This is a genomic window from Allobosea sp. NPDC055594, from assembly GCF_053618995.1.
The window spans coordinates 179,322-199,106 of the sequence record NZ_JBSHIO010000008.1; the positions used below are offsets into that span (position 1 = coordinate 179,322).

The window sequence follows — 19,785 nt, forward strand, 5'->3', positions numbered from 1 at the left end:
TATCCCCAAGAACACCATGCCGAAGGCGGGGTTGCGATACTCGAACGGCATCATGCTCCTCTCACGGCTCTCCGGCGGCGAGGCGCTCGTAAAGATTGCGGATCATCCCCGCCGTCGCGCCCCAGATATAGTGACCCTCATGCGGCATCGCATAGTAGGTGCGACGTCGCCCATTCCATTCGCGACCATGACGCTGGTGATTGGCCGGGTCCATCAGGAAGGAGAGCGGGGTCTCGAAGGCCTCGTCGACCTCATGCGGATTGATCGTCAGCACAAGCGGCGGCTCGACCAGCCCGACCACCGGCACGACACGATAGCCGGTGCCGGTCAGATAGGCGTCGAGATAGCCGACGGTGCGGACCTTGTCGCGCGCCAGCCCGATCTCCTCTTCCGCCTCGCGCAGCGCCGCGACCAAGGGCGAGCCGTCGACCGCATCCACCCGCCCGCCGGGGAAGGCGACCTGTCCCGAATGATTGCGCAGCGCAGTCGCCCGCTGCGTCAGCAGCATGGTCGGCCCGGCAGGATGCAGCACGATCGGGATCAGCACCGCCGCTTCGATCGCAGCCGCCTCGTCGGGGATTTCGACCGGCTCCTCCTGCAGGTCATGGTCGCCGCGCGGCCGGGCGATCAGGTCGCCATAGGCCGGCGGCTGGGCGCGCAGCCGCCCCGCCAGAATGTCGGCGATGTCTGAGAAATCCCAATCCTGCCCTTGCCGCAGCAGCCGCCCCGAAACCGGCATCACAGTCCCTCGATCTCGCTCGCCGGAGCAACCACGTGGAACGCCCCGGCGACCGCGATGCCGAACTGCGCGACGCCGTCGACCTCCCGGATCTCGCCGAGCGCCAGCAGGTCATAGGTCAGGGCCCGCGTCACACGCGCCCAGAGGTCGCGCCGGACATGGACATAGGGCTTCACCCCGTCGCCGGCCGAGCGTTCGAAACGAATCGGGTGCTCGCCATCGACGCTCACGACCTCGTCGACCTGCGTCCTGAAAGCGATTTTGCGCCCGTCCGCGTCGCCCGAGACCGCCATCTCGACCGCCTGGAACGGCGCATCCTCGACCTTGATCCCGACCTTTTCGACCGGGGTCACGAGAAAGTAATCGGCCCCCTCGCGCCACAGCACCGAGGAGAAGAGCTTCACCAGAGCCGGACGGCCGATCGGCGTGCCCAGGTAGAACCAGGTGCCGTCGCTGGCGATACGCATGTCAAGATCGCCGCAGAAAGGCGGGTTCCAGCGCTCCACCGGCGGTAATCCGCGCGCTTTTCCACCGCCCAGCGCGCCCAGCAACCGGTCCATGGCGCTTCCCGTCTCACTCATCTGTGACCCATGTCCTGCCTGCGGCCTGCCTGTTGCATCGCCTTCTCGCCTTGAACTCTACATAATCGTGAAGCGCACTATTGTGCACCGCCGCTCTCAGGCCCCTTGAGCCGGCATCGCGCCGGGGCCACAGTTCTGGATTACACCTCATGGCCGCGCCGCGGCGAGGCTGAAGGAGATCGCCATGGTGGCGCAAGCCCGCGCACAAGCCCAGGAAGCTGGGGCCCCGATCAATCTCGACGACGGTGTCGTCGAGGCGGCCGAGGCGGCCCTCGCCGCCATCGGCGCCGCCCGCGACGAGATCGGCCAGGTGATCTTCGGCCAGCAGAAGGTCGTCGACCTCTCGCTGGTCACGCTGCTCGCCGGCGGCCACGGCCTCTTGGTCGGCGTGCCCGGCCTCGCCAAGACCAAGCTCGTCGAGGCGATGGGCACGGTGCTCGGCCTCGCGGCGCGCCGGGTGCAGTTCACCCCGGACCTGATGCCATCCGACATTCTCGGCTCCGAGGTCCTCGACGAGAGCGCCGACGGCAAGCGCCATTTCCGCTTCATCCGCGGTCCGGTCTTCGCTCAGCTCCTGATGGCCGACGAAATCAACCGTGCCTCGCCGCGCACCCAGTCGGCGCTGCTCCAGGCGATGCAGGAGCATCATGTCACCGTCGCCGGTGAGCGCCATGATCTGCCGGCGCCCTTCCATGTCCTCGCGACCCAGAATCCGATCGAGCAGGAGGGCACCTATCCGCTGCCCGAGGCGCAGCTCGACCGCTTCCTGCTCCAGATCGACGTCGACTATCCCGATCGCGAGGCCGAACGCCGCATCCTGCTCGAAACCACCGGTGCGACCGAGCACAAGCCGGTGCAGGCGATGACCGCCGAGACGCTGATGTCGACGCAGCGGCTGGTGCGGCGCCTGCCGGTCGGCGAGGCGGTGGTCGACGCCATTCTCGACCTCGTCCGCTCGGCCCGCCCGGGTGATGGCGACAAGACGATCACCGACAAGCTCGCCTGGGGTCCGGGCCCGCGCGCCAGCCAGGCGCTGACGCTCGCCGCCCGCGCCCGCGCCCTGGTCGAAGGCCGCCTCGCGCCCTCGATCGACGATGTCGCGGCCCTTGCGGGACCGGTGCTGAAGCACCGCATCGCATTGACCTTCGCCGCCCGAGCCGATGGCGAGACCGTCGAAAGCGTCGTCGCCAGGCTGGTGGAGCGCCTGGGGTGAGGAAAAGCTGATGCTGCGCACGCGCGTCCTGGGACCGGCCGAACGCCAGCCGGCCCGGGCGGTCCTCAAGGCCTCGCTCGATCTCGCCGCCCGCCTGCCGCGGCTGGTGCTCGAGGCGCGCCGTGTCTCGGCCAGCGTGCATGGTATCCATGGCCGCCGACGCTCCGGCCCCGGCGAGACCTTCTGGCAGTATCGGCCGCTGGTCACCGGCGAATCCGCCTCGCGCATCGACTGGCGCCGATCGGCCAGAGATGGCCATCTCTTCGTGCGCGAGCGCGAATGGGAGGCCTCGCACGCGATCTGGTTGTGGATCGACCGCTCGGCCTCGATGGGGTTTTCCTCCTCGCTCGCCCAGGCAAGCAAGGTCGACCGCGCCCTCGTCGCCGGCTTCGCGCTGGCCGAAGCACTGGTCGAGGGTGGCGAGCGCGTCGGCCATATGGGCCTGACCCGGGCGCTGGCCTCGCGCCGCATCGTCGAAACCCTGGCGCAGGCGATCCTGGCAGACAGCGATGGCGGGCAAGCCGATCTGCCGCCGGACCAGCCGCTACCGCGCCTCGCGGAAGCCATCCTGATCACCGACGCGCTCACCCCGGCCGAAGGTCTCGCCAGGCGCATCGCCACCATGGCGAGCAGCGGCGCCAGGGGGCATCTCCTGCTGATCGTCGACCCGATCGAGGAGACCTTTCCCTTCTCCGGCCAGGCCGAACTCTTCGATCTCGAGGACGGGCTGTCGCTGCGCGTCGGCGATGCCGGCGCCTGGGGCGAGGAATATCGCCAGCGCCTGCAGGCACATCGCGACGCCATCCGCGAGGCCTGCCGCCATGCCGGCTGGACCCTGACCCTGCACCGCACCGACCGGCCGGCCAGCGAGGGCGTGCTGCGCATCGCCAGCCTGATCGCCGCTTCGCGAGGGGTGGGGTCATGAGCATGAGCGCTCGTCATTACCTTCTTCGTCATCCTGGGCGGCCGAAGGCCGGCCCGGGATCCATCGAAGGGCACCGAGCTCCACGATGGATCCCGGCGCTCCGGTTCGCTCCGGCCAGGATGACGGCGTTCTGTTGGTCGAACTCTTGCGTGGGAGCCAGGTCATGCTGAGCTCCCTGCCGATCGCCTTCTCCGCCCCCCTGGCCCTGATCGCGCTGGCTCTGCTGCCCGCGCTCTGGCTGATCCTGCGGGTGACGCCGCCCCGGCCGCGGCGGATCGACTTCCCGCCGCTGAAGATCATGCGCGACCTCGTCGCCAAGCGCGAAATGCCGGCCCATACGCCCTGGTGGCTGCTGGCGCTGCGCATGGCCGTGGCAGCGCTCGCGATCCTCGCCGTCGCCGGCCCGGTCTGGAACCCGGTCCGTGACGCCGCGGCCCTGCGCGGCCCGCTGCTGCTGGTGATCGACAACGGCTTCGGTGCCGCGACCGACTGGACCGAGCGGCTCGCCATCGCCGAGAACCGCGTCGCCGCAGCAGCCCGCGACGGTCGCGCCGTCGCGCTGGTCGGCCTCGCCGAAGCCCCGGCCGAGATCGCGCTGTCCGAGCCGCGCGCCGCGGTCGAACGCCTGCGCGCCTTCTCGCTGCAGCCCCATGCTCCCGATCGCGGCGCGCATCTCCAGCGCCTTGAAGCCTTCTGGCGGGCCCAGCCACAGGCCGAGACCGTCTGGATCGCCGACGGGCTCGGGCTCGGCGGCGGCGATGATTTCCTCGCGAGGATGCGGCAGGAAGCCTCGGCGGGGCGCCTGTCGATCCATACCAGCCCGGCCGACCAGCTCGCTCTGGCGGCGCCGGAGAATCTCGCCGGCGCGCTCACCGTCAAGGTGCTGCGCCCGAGCCTGAATGCCGCCGCCAGTGGCCAGGTCAGGGCGCTCGACCTCAAGGGCCTGCCGCTCGGCGACGCGCCCTTCGTCTTCGGCGCCAGCGAATTGCAGACCAGCGCCCGGCTCACCCTGCCGATCGAGGTCCGCAACGCCGTCTCCCGGCTCGAGATCACCGGCGAGCGCAGCTCCGGGGCCGTCGCCTTGCTCGATGACCGCGCCAAGCGCCGCCGCGTCGGCATCGTCTCCGGCACCACCGCCGACACCGCCCAGCCCCTGCTCTCGCCGACCTATTACGTCTCGCGGGCGCTCTCGCCCTTCGCCGAGATCCGCGAGCCGCGCGCCGGCTCGACCGATCCGATCGGCGAGCTGCTGGCCCAGAACCTCTCCGTCCTGGTGCTGGCCGATATCGGCGCGCTCGACCGCGACACCGCCGACAAGGTCAACGCCTTCATCGAGCGCGGCGGCGTGCTGCTGCGCTTCGCCGGCGCGCGTCTCGCCGCCGCTTCCGACGAGCTGACGCCGGTGCGCCTGCGCCGCGGCGGCCGCACGCTCGGCGGCGGCCTGTCCTGGGAGACACCGCGCAAGCTCGCCCCGTTCAACCGCGAGAGCCCCTTCTTCGGCACCCAGATCAGCGACGAGATCCGCGTCAGCCGCCAAATCCTGGCCGAGCCCGAGGCCGACCTCGCCCGCAAGACCTGGGCGGCTCTGGAGGACGGCACGCCGGTCGTCACCGGCGAGCGCCGCGGCGACGGCATGCTCGCGATGATGCACGTCACCGCCGACACCACCTGGTCGAACCTGCCGCTCTCGGGCCTGTTCGTCGAGATGCTGCGCAAGATCGTCGCTCTCTCCGGCACCGATGCTGCAGAGGCGCAGGCCGGCGACGCCAGGATCGAGACCCTGTCCCCGACCCGCGTCCTCGATGGGCTCGGCGCCTTCCGCAGCCCGCCGGTGACGGCCCAACCGGTACCGCGCAGCTTCACCGGCCGCGCCATCCTGGCCCATCCGCCCGGTATTTACGGACCCAGCGACGGAACTATGGCCGTGAACACGCTCGCTCCGGCCGACAATCTCGCCGCGCTCGACCTCGCCTCCCTCGGCGCACCGCTGCTGCCGGTCGACCAGCCGGTCGCCAAGGACATCAGGCCGCTGCTCCTCGTGCTGGCGCTGGTTCTACTCGTCATCGACACGCTGGCGACGCTCTGGCTCGGCGGCCGGCTCAATATCGCGCGCCGCCGCGCCGCGCCGGTCGCGCTCCTGCTCGCCCTCGGCTTCGGCCTGCTCGCCCTGCCCCAGCCTCTGCAGGCGCAGCAGCCCGCCCCGGTGCCCGCGGCGCCGGCCGACCAGCGCCCGCCGATCCCGCGCGAACTCTTCGCCGCCGGCGCGGTGACGCGCCTCGCCTATGTCGTCACCGGCGACAAATCGGTCGACGAGATGTCGAAGGCCGGGCTGGCCGGCCTCAACATCGTGCTCGGCGCCCGCACCGCGCTCGAACCGGGCGAGGCGGTCGGCGTCGACATCGCCCGCGACGAGCTCGCCTTCTTCCCGATCCTGTACTGGCCAATCGTCGCCGGCCGGCCGATCCCCTCAGCCGAGACCCTGCGCAAACTCGAAGCCTATATGAAGGGCGGCGGGCTCGTGATCTTCGACACGCGCGACGCGATGAGCGCCCGGCCCGGCGGCGGCGCGACGCCCGAGGGCGACCAGCTCCGCCGCATGCTCCAGACCCTCGACATCCCGGAGCTCGAGCCGATCCCGCGCGACCACGTCCTGACCAAGACCTTCTACATCCTCGACAATTTCGTGGGTCGCTACGATACCGGCACGACCTGGGTCGAGATCCTGCCGCCCGCGGGCGAGGACGGCCGGCGCCCGGCCCGCGCGGGCGACAGCGTCTCGCCGATCGTCATCACCTCGAACGATCTCGCCTCGGCCTGGGCCGTCGGCCGGCGCGGCGAGGCGCTCGTCCCGATGTCGGGTTCCGATCCGCGCCAGCGCGAAATGGCGCTGCGCGCCGGCGTCAACCTCGTGATGTACGCCCTCACCGGCAACTACAAGGCCGATCAGGTCCATGTCCCGGCCCTGCTGGAAAGGCTGGGGCAGTGATGCGGCGGACCGGCATGGGATTGGAATTCTAGCCGATGTGGAGCCTGACCTTCGCCCCGCTGGTGCCGCTGCCGCTGCTGATCGGGCTCGCCGTGCTGGCCGCGCTCGCCGCCGGCGCGGCACTGGTGCTCGCCGGCCGCAGCGCCATCCTGCGCGCCCTGGCGCTGACCGTGCTGACGATCGCGCTGGCCGACCCCTCTCTGGTCTTTGAGGAGCGTGAGCCGGTCAAGGACGTCGTCGCCGTCGTCGTCGACCGCTCCGGCTCGAACCGCCTCGCCGATCGCAGCGCGCAGACGCAGGCCGCGCAGGCCGAGGTCGAGAGTCAGCTGCGCGGCCTCAGCGGCGTCGAGGCGCGCACCGTCGAGGTCACCGACGCTCAGGGCGCCGGCGACGGCACGAGGCTGTTCGAGGCGCTGGCCTCCAGCCTCGCCGATGTGCCCTCCGAGCGCGTCGCGGGTGCGATCGTGATCACCGACGGCCTCGCCCATGATGCGCCGGCCAATGCCGAAGCGCTCGGCCTGCGCGCGCCGCTGCACATCCTGACCACCGGTCGTGAGCGCGAGATCGACCGGCGCATCGTGCTCGTCGACTCGCCGCGCTTCGGCATCGTCGGCAAGGACCAGAACATCCGCCTGCGCGTCGTCGAGAAGGGCGGCCCCGGCCGCGCCGCACTGACCGTGCGCCGCGACGGCGAGGTCATCGCGCGCCGCGAGGTGATCGCCGGACAGATTGTCCAGGTGCCGGTCAGGATCGATCGCGGCGGGCCGAACGTCGTCGAGATCGAGGCCGCGCCGCTCGACAACGAGCTGACGCTCGCCAACAACCGCGCCGTCATCACCATCGAAGGCGTGCGCGACAAGCTGCGCGTGCTCCTGGTCTCCGGCGAGCCGCATCCCGGCGAGCGGACCTGGCGCAACCTGCTCAAGGCCGACGCCAATGTCGACCTCGTCCACTTCACCATCCTGCGCCCACCGGAGAAGCAGGACGGCACGCCGATCAACGAGCTCTCGCTGATCGCTTTCCCGACGCGCGAGCTGTTCCAGGTCAAGATCAAGGATTTCGACCTGATCATCTTCGACCGCTACGCCAATCAGTCGATCCTGCCGCTGCTCTACTTCGACAACATCGTCCGCTATGTCCGCGAGGGCGGGGCCCTGCTGGTCGCTGCCGGCCCGGAATATTCCGGCTCGCAATCGCTGGCGCGCACGCCGCTCGGCCAGATCCTGCCGGCACAGCCCGATGGCAGCGTCATCGACGAGGCCTATCGCGCCCGCGTCAGCGAGCCCGGCCGCCGCCACCCGGTCACCCGCGACCTGCCCGGCGCCGAAGTCGAGCCGCCGCGCTGGGGCGAATGGCTGCGCATGGTCGGCGCCCGCGCCCGCACCGGCTCGGCCGTGATGACCGGCCCCGGCGAGCGCCCGCTGCTGATGCTGGCGCGCGAGCAGAAGGGCCGCGTCGCGCTCTTCCTGTCCGACCATGCCTGGCTCTGGGCGCGCGGCTTCCGCGATGGCGGCCCGCATCTCGACCTGCTGCGCCGGCTCGGCCACTGGCTGATGAAGGAGCCCGATCTCGAGGAGGAGGCGCTGCGCGCCGTGGCCCGCGGCCGCAATCTCGAGATCGAGCGCCAGACGCTGGGCGACGCGCCGGCCCCGGCGACGATCACCGCCCCGGATGGTTCGACCCGAATTGTACCCTTCGAGCCCGGCCGCCCCGGCCTGTTCACCGCCCGCACCGCGACGAGCGAATTCGGCCTGCACAAGATCACCGCCGACAATCTCACCGCCTTCGCCAGCGTCGGCCCGGAGAATCCGCGCGAGCTGATGGAGGTGGTCAGCGATCCCAGCCAGTTGCAGGCGCTGGCGGAAGCGACTGGCGGCTCCTCGCGCCGCATCGGCCAGGAGAACGGCTCCGGCGTCGGCATGCCGCGCATCGTGCCGGTGCGCTCGGGCCGGCAATTCGCCGGCGCCGACTGGATCGGCCTGCGCATCAGTGATTCCGGCATCGTCCGCGGCGTGCAGATCTCGCCGCTGTTCATCGGGCTGATCGGGCTCGCCTTGCTCTTCGGCGCGCTGGTCGCCGGCTGGATCGGCGAGAGCGGCCGCAGGTCCCGCAAGGAAAGCTAACCCGCGCCGTCATTCCGGGGCATGCCGCAGGCATGAACCCAGAACCCACGACCGGGTGAGCCTTATGCCGCACCGTGTTCATGGCGTGTCACCCGGTCGTGGGTTCTGGGTTCGCCCTGCAGGCGCCCCGGAATGACGACAGAGAGCCCGATCCTACCGCAGCGCCGTCACCGCGCCGCTGCGCCTGGCCAGCACGCCCTCGGCGAGTTCGAGCGCCAGGAAGCGGCCGGGATCGGCCGGCCCGGGCAGGACGAGCTGTCCGGGCCTGACCGGCTTGAAGCCGAAGCGCGCATAATAGGGCGCGTCGCCGACCAGCAGGATCAGTTCGTGGCCCTGGCCGCGCGCCGCCTCGATCGCCGCGTTCATCAGGGCCCCGCCGATGCCCCGACCCTCGAAGGCCGGATCGACCGTCAGCGGCCCGAGCATCAGCCCGGGCCCGCCGCCGGCGAGGATCGGCGTCACCCGGACCGAGCCGACCAGGAAGGTGCCGACATGGCTGGCGAAGGAGAGCGCCGGCTCGTGCGGCCGGCCCTCGCGCAGACGCGAGGCGGTGCGGGCGAAGCGGCCCGGCCCGAAAGCGCGCTCGTGCAGGCGCTCGATCGCCGCGGCGTCGCCCGGCACTTCTTGGCGGATGGTCAGAGGCAGGGAGGTCATGATCGGCAGCGGGATGGCGGAATTTGCATGAAATGGCAATCGTGTGGTGGCCGCGAATCCCGGCGGCGTCAGACCGGCCTGGCCCAGAGGTCCTGATGGCCGATCCGGCCGGAGCTCGCCTTGGCGCGGACGGCGAGCCAGCTCGCGATCGTTTCCGCATCGACATGGCCGGTCTCGGCCACCGCTGCGGCAATGCCGGCCGTGAGCTCGCGTGTCAGCGCCGCGCTGCCGGCGTCGAGCATCCAGGGGCTCTCACCCACGGTGACGGCGCAGCCGGACTTGCGGAAGGCCTGCGCCAGCGTCTCCGTCGCCTCCGGTCCGGCGGCCGGGCCGAAACCCTTGTCGCTGTGCTGGTGATGGTTGAAGGCGGCGAGCATCCGGGCATCGGCAGGATGGGCCGGCTCCCAGCTCTCGCGCCCGTCATAGGTCAGCGCCGTGTAGAGCGGCAGGCGCTGGCTCACCAGCGAGGCGACGAAGCGCTCGAGCCAGCGCGCCGAGGTCAGGTCGAACAGCGCGGCGGCGGTGACGAGGTCGGGTTGCCAGCCCAGCACCCATTCGAGATCGGTGTTGAGATCGGCCTTGCGGAAATCGACGGTCAGCGATTTCTCGCCCTTGCGCAGCACCAGCTCCTCGCCGAGCGCCTCCGCTTCATCGGCCCAGGCGGTCAGGCATTCGCGCGCCACGGCCAGCAGGCGCGGATCGAAATCGACCAGCGTCCAGTATTGCCGCGCTGGCAGCACCGAATAGGTACCGCGCAGATTGGAGCCGGCGCCGCAGCCGAGGTCGATCACCGTCAGCGACTGTCGGCTGGCGAAGGCGGCACCGACCGCAGCCAGCACCTGCGGATTGCGGGCGGCATGGTCGGCCGGCTCGCGCAGAGCGAGCCAGTCCGGGGAGAATCCACTCATGGCGACACCATCGCACAGGTTTGCGCGACGATCGTCGCGGTGTCTCGCCAGCGCGGCAATGCATCCGCTGCATGCCAGGCCGCGTCGGAGCGTCTTTTGCGCTCCCCGGCATCGTCGAGCAGGCGGAGGAGCCCGGCCCGCAGCGCTGCTGCATCCCCGGGCGGAACCTTGAGCGCCGCCGCGTCCGGCGCCGTCTCGGCCGCCGCGCCGCCGGTCGTGCACAGGATCGGCAGGCCGCGTGCAAGGGCTTCCGTCAGCACCATGCCATAGCCCTCGAACAGCGATGGCATGACGAAGAGATCGGTGCCGGCATAGGCCGCCTCCAGCGTCTTCTGGTCGACCGCCCCGGCAAGATGGACGCGATCGCCGAGGCCGGCACCGGCGATCTGCGCGGCCAGTGCCGCCGCAGTCTCTGGAGCCCGATCGGCCGCGCCGATGATGGTCAGGCGCCAGTTTCGATCCGCGAGCCCGGCTAGCGCCGCGACCAGCACGTCATAGCCCTTTCGCGGCACCAGCGAACCCACGGCCAGCAGTTGCAGCGGCGACCCGGTCGGCGAGCCGGAGGCGCGCGGTGCCGGATCGACGCCGGGTTCCGCCACGGTGATCCGCGCTTCCGGCACGAAGAAATCCGCGACCAGCAGGCGCTTGGTGTTCTGGCTGGTGGCGATCACGGCGCTGGCATAGCGAAGCGCCGCCGTCTCCCGGGCCAGCAGGGCCGCGGCCCGCTCCGGGGAAAGCCCGGCTTCGAGCCCGAGGGGGTGATGCACCAATGCGACGACGCGTCCGGCGAGCCCGGCGGCGATGCCTTCCGGAAAGGCGCCATAGGCGAGCCCGTCGATCAGCAGCACGCTGTCATAGGGCTGCGACAGGATCGCCCTGCCGGTCTCGGCGAGCTCGGCCTCGCTCGGCGCCGGAAAGCCGCCAGGCAGCGCAAGATGACGCGCCGCGACACCCATCCCGGCCCATTCCGCCAGCAGCCGCCGGTCATAGGCGTAGCCGCCGGTCGGCAGCGAAAGGTCGCCGGGAATGGCGAAGGCGATCTCGCTCACGCGAGGGCGCCCTCATAGCTGGCGCGGGCGAGGTCGGTCTCGTGCAGGGTGACGCGAATCTTCGCGAGATCGGCCGCGTCCGCGCCGAGCTTGCCGGAGCGCGCCGCCGCCGCGATCGCGTCGAAAATGTACTTGCAGAGGAATTCGGTGGTGGTCAGCACGCCCTGGAACTGCGGCAGCGTGTCGAGGTTCTTGTAGTTCAGCGGCTTCAGCGTCTCGTTCAGCACCGTCAGCGCCGCGCCGATATCGACCACCACGTTCTGCCGGGTCAGGTTCTCGCGGAAGAAGGCGACATCGACGACGAAGGTCGCGCCATGCATGGCCTGCGCCGGGCCGAAGAAGGGATCGGGCAGCGAATGGCCGATCATGATGCGGTCGCGGACTTCGACGGAAAACATGGGCAGCCTCCTTCAGCCCAGCCTGCTTAAGCCCGTCGCGTGTTTCTGCCTACCCTTCAAGATCAATAGCGCAGCACCGCCGTGATGCCATTGCCCGCGAACAGCGCCGGCAGCCGCGCCGGCGCATCTCTGAATCCGATCTCCTCCGAGATCAGCGCATCGAGCCGCTCATCGGCCAGCAGCGCGAGCGCCGCCTGCGTCCGGCGTGCATAGTCGAAGCGCGGCCGGCGCGACGGCGAAACCTGCCCGACCTGCGACGAGACCAGTTGCAGGCGTTTCGCATGGAAGGCGCCGCCCAGCGGGGCCGCGACCGCGCCCTCGCCATACCAGCTGAGCTCAACGACCCGCGCCTCGAAACCGGCGGCGCCGATCGCGGTCGCAAGTCCGGCCGCGCTGGCGCTGGCATGGAAGACGAGATCGGCCTCTCCGGGGCAGTCCGGTGGCGGAGCGAAGCCGAAGCCGAGCGTCTCTGCCAATGCAGCGCGGGCAGGGTCGAGATCGACCAATGTCACCTCTGCGCCCGGTAGTTGCGCGGCAATGAAGGCGGTCAGCAGGCCGAGCACGCCGCCGCCGACCACGACGATCCGATCGGCCGGACCGGAACCGGCATCCCAATGCGCGTTGAGCGCGGTTTCCATATTGGCGGCGAGCACGGCCCGCCGCGCCGGCACCGCCTTCGGCACGAGCGCGAGCCGGCTGGCCGGCACCACGAAGCGATCCTGATGCGGGTAGAGGCAGAACACCGTTTCTCCGAGCAGGTGCGCCGGCCCCGCCTCCACGATCCCGACGGCGCAGTAGCCGTACTTCACCGGGAACGGGAATGCCCCCTCCTGGAACGGCGCCCGCATGCGCTCATGCTCGGAAACGGGCACACGCCCTTCGAAGACCAGTCGCTCGGTGCCGCGGCTGACACCGCTCCAGAGTGTCCTGACAACGCAGTCCTGCGGCCCTGCCTTCGCCAGCTCGACCTCGTTCAGGACGCATTCACGCGGTCCGACATACCAGAGCGCCGTTGCCACCGTCTTGCCGCTTGCCTTGGCGGCCATTGCCGGTTCAATCACGCTGCCCCTCCGCGACGTTCCCTGCCAGCTTCCGCCCGGCCCATCGCATGACAGAGACCGCCATGAACCAGCGCCCCGGTCCGAACACGTTCCAGGCGACGGCGCAAGAGCGCAATGATGCCGGCCACGGCTCTGGCTTCACGCCGGCCGGCCTGCAGCGCACCGCGACCCTGCGTATGCGCCGGCTGCTGGTCGCAGGCCTCAACCTCGCGACGCTCGCCGCCCTGCTCTACGGCCTCTCGCATGTGCTCTCGGCCGGCGGCTGGAGCCTCGCCGACATCGTGATCTTCATCGCCTTCCTGTTCGGTGCGCCCTGGACGGTGCTCGGCTTCTGGAACGCCGTGATCGGTCTCTGGCTGCTGCATGGCGTCGAGGACGGGCTCGAACGCGTCGCGCCCTTCGCGGCGGCCGGCGACGAGGCGACCCCGCTCGCGATCCGCACCGCGATCCTGATGACCCTGCGCAACGAGGACCCCGCCCGCGCCTTTCGCCGGCTCGCCATCGTCAAGCAGAGCCTCGACTCCACCGGCCAAGGCGCCTGGTTCGACTATTTCGTGCTCTCCGACACCGACGACCCGGCGGTCGCCGCAGCCGAGGAGAAGCTCGCCGCCGCCTTCGCCGCCAGGATCGGCGACGCCTCGCGCCTGACCTATCGCCGCCGGACCGACAACACCGGCTACAAGGCCGGCAATGTCCGCGACTTCTGCGAGCGCTGGGGCGACCGCTACGAGCTGATGCTGCCGCTCGACGCCGATTCGGTGATGTCGGGTCCGGCCATCCTCGCCTTGACCCGGATGATGCAGGCCTGGCCGAAGCTCGGCATCCTGCAGAGCCTCGTCGTCGGCATGCCCAGCAAGTCCGCCTTCGCGCGCATCTTCCAGTTCGGCATGCGCCACGGCATGCGGCCCTACACCATGGGCTCGGCCTGGTGGATCGGCGATTGCGGCCCCTTCTGGGGCCACAACGCCATGGTCCGGATCGCGCCCTTCCGCGGCGCATGCCATCTGCCGGTGCTCCCCGGCGGCCCGCCGCTCGGCGGCCATGTCATGAGCCATGATCAGGTCGAGGCGACCTTGATGCGCCGCGCCGGCTACGAGGTCCGCGTGCTGCCGGTCGAAATGGGCAGCTGGGAGGAGAACCCGCCGACCATGCTCGAATTCGCCCGGCGCGACCTGCGCTGGTGTCTCGGCAACCTGCAATATCTCAAGCTGATGGACATCCCCGGGCTCAAGATCATGAGCCGCTTCCAGCTCGCCTGGGCGATCCTGATGTTCATCGGCCTGCCGGCCTGGACGCTGATGATCGCGCTGCTGCCGCTCAAGGTCTGGCAGGATCGCGCCGTTCTCGACTATCCCGCTGGCCTCGCCGCCTTCCTCTATGTCCTGTTCTTCGCGATGTATCTCTCGCCGAAGCTCGCCGGCTTTGCCGATATCCTGCTCAGCAAGGGCGGCACGAAGCGCTATGGCGGCACCAGCCGCTTCGTCGTCTCCTCGCTGATCGAGATCGTCTTCGCCTTCCTGCAGGGCGCGGTCTCGACCTTCCGCACCACGATCTTCATGGTCGGCCTCGCCTTCGGCAAGGCGAGGATCGGCTGGAACGGCCAGGCCCGCGACGCCCATGCGCTCTCGCTCGCCACCGCCTTCGCGGGGCTCTGGCCGCATCTGCTCTTCGGCCTCTACATTTTCGGCACGCTCGCTCTGCTCTCGTCGACCGTGCTGATCTGGTCGCTGCCGCTGACGGCCGGCTATGTCCTCGCGATCCCCTTCGCCATGCTGACCGCCTCGCCGGCGCTCGGGCGCTGGTTCGCGCGCCGGGGCCTTTGCGGCATCCCCGAGGATTTCGATCCGCCGCCCGAGCTCGTCGCCATCCAGGCGGATGAGCCGAAATGAAGCCGGTCGCCTACCCTAAGGGCACGGCGAAGAGCCTGTCGCGCTCGCTGCGAGTCTACCATGGCGACAGCGCCCGCAACGCCGCCATGGACGCGCTCTATGCGCGCTTCCTCGAGGCCGGCGAGCTTGCCTTCGACATCGGCTCGCATGTCGGCGACCGCATCTCCAGCTTCCGCCGGCTCGGCGCCCGCGTCGTCGCGCTCGAACCGCAGCCCGGACCGGCCCGCGCCATCCGCCTGATCCATGGCAGCGATCCCGACGTCACCCTGGTCGAAGCGGCCTGCGGCGACCGGCCGGGCATGGTGACGCTGAAGGTCAACAGCGCCAACCCGACGGTCTCGACCGTCTCGACCGATTTCGTCGGCGCCGCCGTCGACGCCGATGGCTGGCGCGAGCAGATCTGGGATCGCGAGCTCGAGGTGCCCTGCACCACGCTCGACACGCTGATCTGCCAGCACGGCATGCCGGCCTTCATCAAGATCGACGTCGAGGGTTTCGAGGCTCATGTCCTCGCCGGTCTGACGCGGCCGGTCCCGGCGCTCTCCTTCGAATTCACCACCATCCAGCGCGACGTCGCCGAGGCCTGCCTCGCTCTGGTCGAGGCGCTCGGCCCCTACCGGTTCAACGTCGCACTCGGCGAGAGCCAGACGCTGGCTTTCCCCCAAGGTGTCGGCGCCGAGGCGATGGGCAGCTATCTGCGCGGGCTGCCGCATGCGGCGAATTCCGGCGACGTCTACGCGATGCTGCCGCGCTGAAGGCAGCGATCCGACGATCTGATCGGTGAAGCCGCGCCACCGCGCGCTTTCACCGGCGCACGGCGTTCTTTATGAAGCCTTGGGGATGCGGGCCGGCGCCAGCCAGTCTGTGTTCATCTCGCCCTGCCCACCATGGCGGCTCGATATCGTTTCCGAAGGATGGACATGCTCAGCCTCGCCCGCCCGCTCGCGATTTCGCTCGCTTTGCTGATCTCGGCCGCCACCGGCCATGCCGCCAGCGACGTCGCCGTCGAGTTAAAGAACGAGTCGGAGCCGGTGCTCTGTGCCGAGAAGGACAACGTCACCATCAAGGCGATCTCGCCCGAGGTCCAGCGTTTCCGCATCGAGGCCGCCCATCCGGCCTATATCGTCGGCCTCCAGCGCGACAACTGGGACGCCGACTGGACCGATTGCGACATGAGCGGCGATCCCGTCCACAAGGCGCCGGTGCCGCCGCAGCGCATCACCTTCTATGAGAGCATCGAATACTGGCTGGTCGGCTACACTTTCGAGAGCTTCTGGCGCCCGGCGGACACGACCTTCCGGGTCGGAGACCGTGTCGAGAAGGGCCTGCACCTCGTCCAGCTCTGGAAGCTCGGCAAGACCGGCTCCTATGAGGTGCTGGTGGTCTATCCGCAGGACGGCTACTGGCGCGTCCGGCCGCTGCCGCCGCCGCAGCTCTCCGCCGCCGCCTATGGCTCCTCCTTCCTGTTCGGACCGATCGAGCAGGACGGCGCGCGCCCTGTCGTCAACATCAAGGAGATCGCCTTCGACCCGAAGACGCTCTCCTTCAACCTCGCCTTCAAGGACGGCTCCTCCGGCACCCTCAAGCTCGACAACGTCGACCAGGACCGGATGGTGCTCGACGCCGTGCTCGACAGGCCGGTGACCGGCGGCAAGGCCTTCGCCGCGCTGCGCTCGATGTATGTCACCGAGTTCAACAACGACGTCGCCCGCATCGCCATCCGCGAGCCCGGCGCCAAGGGCTGGCGCGAGGAGGCGCTGATGCCCTTCGCCGGCGGCACGGCGACCGACGTCTGGATGGGCCGCGCCACCCATTCGCGCCACAATACCTCCTCGCCCGACATGGTCTTCCGCGGCTTCTCGAAGAACCCGAACCCTCCGGCCAAACCGGAGGCGAAGAAATAGCGTTCACTTGAGCCACCCCCTCGACGGTCATCCCGGACAAGCGGCGTCAGCGGCGCCGATCCGGGATTCATGCCTGAACGGTTCCGGCATGGATCCCGGGTCTCCCTCCGGTCGTCCGGGACGACCAGTGTCCCGATACGAAGGTGAATGATCGGACAGGCCGGCTCATGGACACCAGCATCATCCTGAGCCTCGCCTTTGGCGCAGCGCCGGCAGGCTTCGCTCGCCGCGTGGGTCTCCCTGCCTGCCTTTGAGCCCCGGCAATCGCGAGTGCAGGCCGCGCATTCCGGAACGGAGTGCCACCAGTCGCGTTATCGACATGACGCGGCCGACGGATCGGACTAGCTTGCCTCGGCTGAATCCACTGAAGAGACCTTCATGCCTCGCTTTGCCGCCAATCTCTCGATGATGTTCAATGAATGGGCCTTCCTCGACCGCTTCAAGGCGGCCTCGGATGCCGGTTTCGACGCCGTCGAGTTCCTCTTCCCTTATGAACACCCGGCGGAGAAGGTCGGTCTTGCGCTGGCCGGCGGCGAATTGGAGCAGGCCTTGTTCAACCTGCCGCCCGGCGACTGGAACAATGGCGAGCGCGGCATGGCGGCGATCCCCGGCCGCGAGGCGGAGTTCCGCGCCGGCATCGAGACCGCTCTCGCCTACGTCCATGAGACCGGCGTCAAGCGCCTGCACATGATGGCCGGCCATGCCGACCCCAAGGACCCGGCCGCGCAGAAGGCCTATCGCGCCTCGATCGCCTATGCCGCCGACAAGCTCGGCGAGCACGGCATCGACCTGCTGCTCGAGCCGATCAACGGCAAGGACATGCCGGGCTACTTCCTGGATGATTTCGACCAAGCGGCGGCCTATGTCCGCGAATCCGGCCGGCCCAACGTCAAGTTGCAGTTCGACATGTACCATTGCGAGCTGATACATGGCGATGTCGGCGCCCGCCTCGAAGCGCTCTACCCGCTCGTCGGCCATGTCCAGATCGCCAATGCCGAAGGCCGGCACGAGCCCGACGGCACCAAGCCCGACTATGCGAAGCTCTTCGCCCAGCTCGACTCGCTCGGCTATGCCGGCTGCGTCGGCTGCGAATACCGCCCCCGCGCCGGGACGCTGGAAGGGCTCGGCTGGTTCGCACCCTGGAAGAGGCGCGCTTGATCCCCGCCGTCGCCCTGCCCTGCCCCGTCCTGATCGCCGATATCGGCGGCACGAACTGCCGGCTGTCGCTGCTGGCGGAGCATGGCGCGGCGCCGAAAGCGCTTGCCCGCATCAGCACCGGCGCCTTTCCGACCCCGGAGCAGGCGCTGGAATCGGTCCTTTCGACATTGTACACTAGGCCGCGCTCGGCGGTTCTGGCGGTCGCCGGCCCGCTCCATGGCCATTCCGCCCAGCTGACCAATGCCGGCTGGTATTTCGACGGGCCGAAACTGGCGCAGGCGCTGCGGCTCCAGCAGGGCCTGCTGGTCAATGATTTCGAGGCGCTGGCGGCAGCTCTCGCCGTGCTCGGCGCAGAGGATGTCGTCACGCTGGTCGCCGGCCAGCCGGAAGCGACGGGGCCGCGGCTGGTGCTCGGCCCCGGCACCGGCTTCGGCGCCGCTGCCCTGCTGCAGCGCGGCGAGGCCAGCGTGCTCGTCCCCACCGAATGCGGCCATATCGGCATCGGCCCGGAGGATCCGGCGGAGGTGAAGCTCTGGCCGGCCCTGTCGGAAGGATTGCCACGCGTCACGATCGAGGCGCTGCTGCGTGGTGACGGGCTCGTCCGCTTCCACCGGGCGGTCGCGCAGCAATCGGGACTCGCGGAACCGGATATCAGCGCCGCCGACGTCACCACCCTCGCCCTTGACGGCAACCCAGCCGCGCTGATGGCGGTGATCTGCTTCTGGCGGCTGCTCGCCCGCGTCGCCGGCGATCTGGCGCTCGCCTTAAAGGCGACCGGCGGGGTCTATCTCGCAGGCGGCATCGCTCCGCGGATCCTGCCGCTCGCCGACAAGGCGACGCTCCAAGCCGTCTTCAGCAGCAAGCCGCCGGTCGAGGATCTCGCCGCGCGTTTTGCGCTGCATGTGATCACCGCCGATGCCGCCGCCGAACGTGGCGCCGCCGCGATTGCCTGCGAACCGGCACGTTTCGGGCTCGACGACCCCGCCCGGTTGTGGTTTGCGTGAACACGCTGCGGCTCGCCTGACGCCGCAGCGCTCCTTTTCCCGCTTCCGAGCCGCCCCCACCTTGTCCCAGCTCTACGGCATCCAGGTCCTGCGCGCCTTCGCGGCACTGATGGTCGCCGTGCATCATGTCCAGTCCGACGCCGTCTTCCTGGCCGGCCGGGCGGGCACGGCCTTCTCGCCTTCGGACATCCTGCCCTGGAACGCCGGCGTCGACCTGTTCTTCGTCATCTCCGGCTTCATCATGGTGCACGCCTCCTCCGGCCTGTTCGGCCAGACGGGCAGCGCGCGCCTGTTCCTCGCGCGGCGCATCGCCCGGATCGTGCCGCTCTACTGGGCGGCGACGACGCTCTTCCTGCTGGTGATGCTCGCCTCGCCGGCCCTGCTGAATTCGGGCGCGCCGGGTGCCGGGCAGATCCTCGGCTCCTATCTGTTCTGGCCCCTGCCCAATGCGGTCGGCGAGATCCAGCCGGTCTATTCGCTGGGCTGGACGCTGAACTACGAGATGCTGTTCTACGCGCTGTTCGGCGCGGCCCTGCTGCTCCCGGCGCGCCTGGTCGTGCCGGCGACTGCGCTCGCGCTGTTCGGCCTCGTCGCCACGCAAGCGGCGGTCCCCCTGCCCCTGCCCTTCGGCTTCTGGGGCCAGCCGATCGTGCTCGAATTCGCCGGCGGCATGGCGATCGCGCTGCTGCGCAACCATGGTCTACGTCTCGAAGGCCGCCTGCGCTGGCTGATGGTCGCCGCGGGCGTCGCGATCCTGGTCGCGGCGGCCGCCAGCGAGTGGGCACAGACGCCCTGGGGTTCGCTCGCTTTTCGCGGTCCGGCCGCGCTGCTCCTCGTCACCGCCGCGGCCTGCGGGCGCGGCCAGTCGGCCCCTTCGGCGCTGGTGCGCCAGCTCGCCCGGCTCGGCGACGCCTCCTACGCGCTTTACCTCGTCCACCCCTTCGCCATGCGGGCCATGCGCGAGCTCTTCCTGCGCATCGCCCCCGGAGCGACGGGATTCTTCGTCGTCGCGGCCTTGCTGGTCGCCGTCCTCGCAGCCCTTGCGGTCTATCGCTGGTTCGAGAAGCCGATGACGAAGCTGTTGCGGCGTCTGCTGCGCGCCTGACGGCGCGCACCTCGCTTCCACCTCATCCTGAGGAGCGGCCGCAGGCTGCGTCTCGAAGGGTGCTCCAGACCGCGGCGGGACCTCCGAG

At 69.9% G+C, this 19,785-nt stretch carries 17 protein-coding genes; 10 read left to right on the forward strand and 7 right to left on the reverse strand.

The features are described from left to right. Positions 1-61: 61 nt before the first annotated feature. On the reverse strand, positions 62-739 hold the full coding sequence (locus ACWGRX_RS17785) for a CoA pyrophosphatase (RefSeq protein ID WP_452118619.1): 678 nt from the start codon (positions 737-739) through the stop codon (positions 62-64). Further along, positions 739-1,320 (reverse strand): DUF1285 domain-containing protein, encoded by a 582-nt coding sequence (locus ACWGRX_RS17790; protein WP_452118620.1) that lies wholly within the window; start codon positions 1,318-1,320, stop codon positions 739-741. The genes ACWGRX_RS17785 and ACWGRX_RS17790 overlap by 1 nt, the downstream gene beginning before the upstream one ends. Before the next feature lie 184 nt (positions 1,321-1,504). Between ACWGRX_RS17790 and ACWGRX_RS17795 the strand changes: the two genes are divergently transcribed. The 4 genes from ACWGRX_RS17795 (at position 1,505) to ACWGRX_RS17810 (ending at position 8,567) form a co-directional block, all read left to right on the forward strand. Continuing rightward, positions 1,505-2,533 (forward strand): AAA family ATPase, encoded by a 1,029-nt coding sequence (locus ACWGRX_RS17795; RefSeq protein ID WP_452118621.1) that lies wholly within the window; start codon positions 1,505-1,507, stop codon positions 2,531-2,533. Positions 2,534-2,543: 10 nt separating this feature from the next. After that, a complete protein-coding gene (locus tag ACWGRX_RS17800; protein WP_452118622.1) occupies positions 2,544-3,458 on the forward strand; it encodes a DUF58 domain-containing protein in 915 nt (304 codons plus the stop codon). 166 nt (positions 3,459-3,624) lie between these two features. Continuing rightward, complete coding sequence (locus ACWGRX_RS17805; RefSeq protein ID WP_452118683.1) at positions 3,625-6,444, forward strand: DUF4159 domain-containing protein; 2,820 nt, start codon at positions 3,625-3,627, stop codon at positions 6,442-6,444. 35 nt (positions 6,445-6,479) lie between these two features. Then, positions 6,480-8,567: a hypothetical protein gene (locus ACWGRX_RS17810; protein ID WP_452118623.1), complete on the forward strand. Its 2,088-nt coding sequence runs from the start codon at positions 6,480-6,482 to the stop codon at positions 8,565-8,567. Between the two features lie 153 nt (positions 8,568-8,720). Here the strand turns inward: ACWGRX_RS17810 and ACWGRX_RS17815 are convergent, their stop codons facing one another. From ACWGRX_RS17815 to ACWGRX_RS17835, 5 genes are all read right to left on the reverse strand, one after another. Beyond that, positions 8,721-9,221, reverse strand: coding sequence for a GNAT family N-acetyltransferase (locus ACWGRX_RS17815; protein ID WP_452118624.1), 501 nt, complete (start codon positions 9,219-9,221; stop codon positions 8,721-8,723). Between the two features lie 68 nt (positions 9,222-9,289). Then, a complete protein-coding gene (locus ACWGRX_RS17820; RefSeq protein WP_452118625.1) occupies positions 9,290-10,129 on the reverse strand; it encodes a class I SAM-dependent methyltransferase in 840 nt (279 codons plus the stop codon). Then, entirely contained in the window at positions 10,126-11,178 is a 1,053-nt protein-coding gene (locus ACWGRX_RS17825; protein WP_452118626.1) for a glycosyltransferase family 4 protein, read from the reverse strand. The genes ACWGRX_RS17820 and ACWGRX_RS17825 overlap by 4 nt, the downstream gene beginning before the upstream one ends. Further along, the gene (locus ACWGRX_RS17830; protein WP_291633277.1) at positions 11,175-11,576 is read right to left on the reverse strand and encodes a 6-pyruvoyl trahydropterin synthase family protein; all 402 of its coding nucleotides are present in this window, start codon (positions 11,574-11,576) and stop codon (positions 11,175-11,177) included. Before ACWGRX_RS17830 ends, ACWGRX_RS17825 begins: the two co-directional genes overlap by 4 nt. A gap of 62 nt (positions 11,577-11,638) precedes the next feature. Continuing rightward, entirely contained in the window at positions 11,639-12,622 is a 984-nt protein-coding gene (locus ACWGRX_RS17835) for a zinc-dependent alcohol dehydrogenase (protein WP_452118684.1), read from the reverse strand. A gap of 77 nt (positions 12,623-12,699) precedes the next feature. Here ACWGRX_RS17835 and mdoH point away from each other — a divergent pair, with 77 nt between their 5' ends. The 6 genes from mdoH to ACWGRX_RS17865 all read left to right on the forward strand — a co-directional run bounded on the left by mdoH (position 12,700) and on the right by ACWGRX_RS17865 (position 19,697). Beyond that, the gene (mdoH, locus tag ACWGRX_RS17840; protein ID WP_452118627.1) at positions 12,700-14,526 is read left to right on the forward strand and encodes a glucans biosynthesis glucosyltransferase MdoH; all 1,827 of its coding nucleotides are present in this window, start codon (positions 12,700-12,702) and stop codon (positions 14,524-14,526) included. Further along, complete coding sequence (locus tag ACWGRX_RS17845; protein ID WP_452118628.1) at positions 14,523-15,281, forward strand: FkbM family methyltransferase; 759 nt, start codon at positions 14,523-14,525, stop codon at positions 15,279-15,281. The genes mdoH and ACWGRX_RS17845 overlap by 4 nt, the downstream gene beginning before the upstream one ends. Positions 15,282-15,446: 165 nt before the next feature. Then, positions 15,447-16,430, forward strand: coding sequence for a hypothetical protein (locus ACWGRX_RS17850; RefSeq protein WP_452118629.1), 984 nt, complete (start codon positions 15,447-15,449; stop codon positions 16,428-16,430). Positions 16,431-16,808: 378 nt separating this feature from the next. Beyond that, positions 16,809-17,588: a 2-oxo-tetronate isomerase gene (gene otnI / locus ACWGRX_RS17855; protein ID WP_452118630.1), complete on the forward strand. Its 780-nt coding sequence runs from the start codon at positions 16,809-16,811 to the stop codon at positions 17,586-17,588. Continuing rightward, positions 17,585-18,592 (forward strand): glucokinase, encoded by a 1,008-nt coding sequence (locus tag ACWGRX_RS17860; RefSeq protein ID WP_452118631.1) that lies wholly within the window; start codon positions 17,585-17,587, stop codon positions 18,590-18,592. Before otnI ends, ACWGRX_RS17860 begins: the two co-directional genes overlap by 4 nt. Positions 18,593-18,653: 61 nt before the next feature. After that, on the forward strand, positions 18,654-19,697 hold the full coding sequence (locus tag ACWGRX_RS17865) for an acyltransferase family protein (protein WP_452118632.1): 1,044 nt from the start codon (positions 18,654-18,656) through the stop codon (positions 19,695-19,697). Positions 19,698-19,785 lie beyond the last annotated feature (88 nt).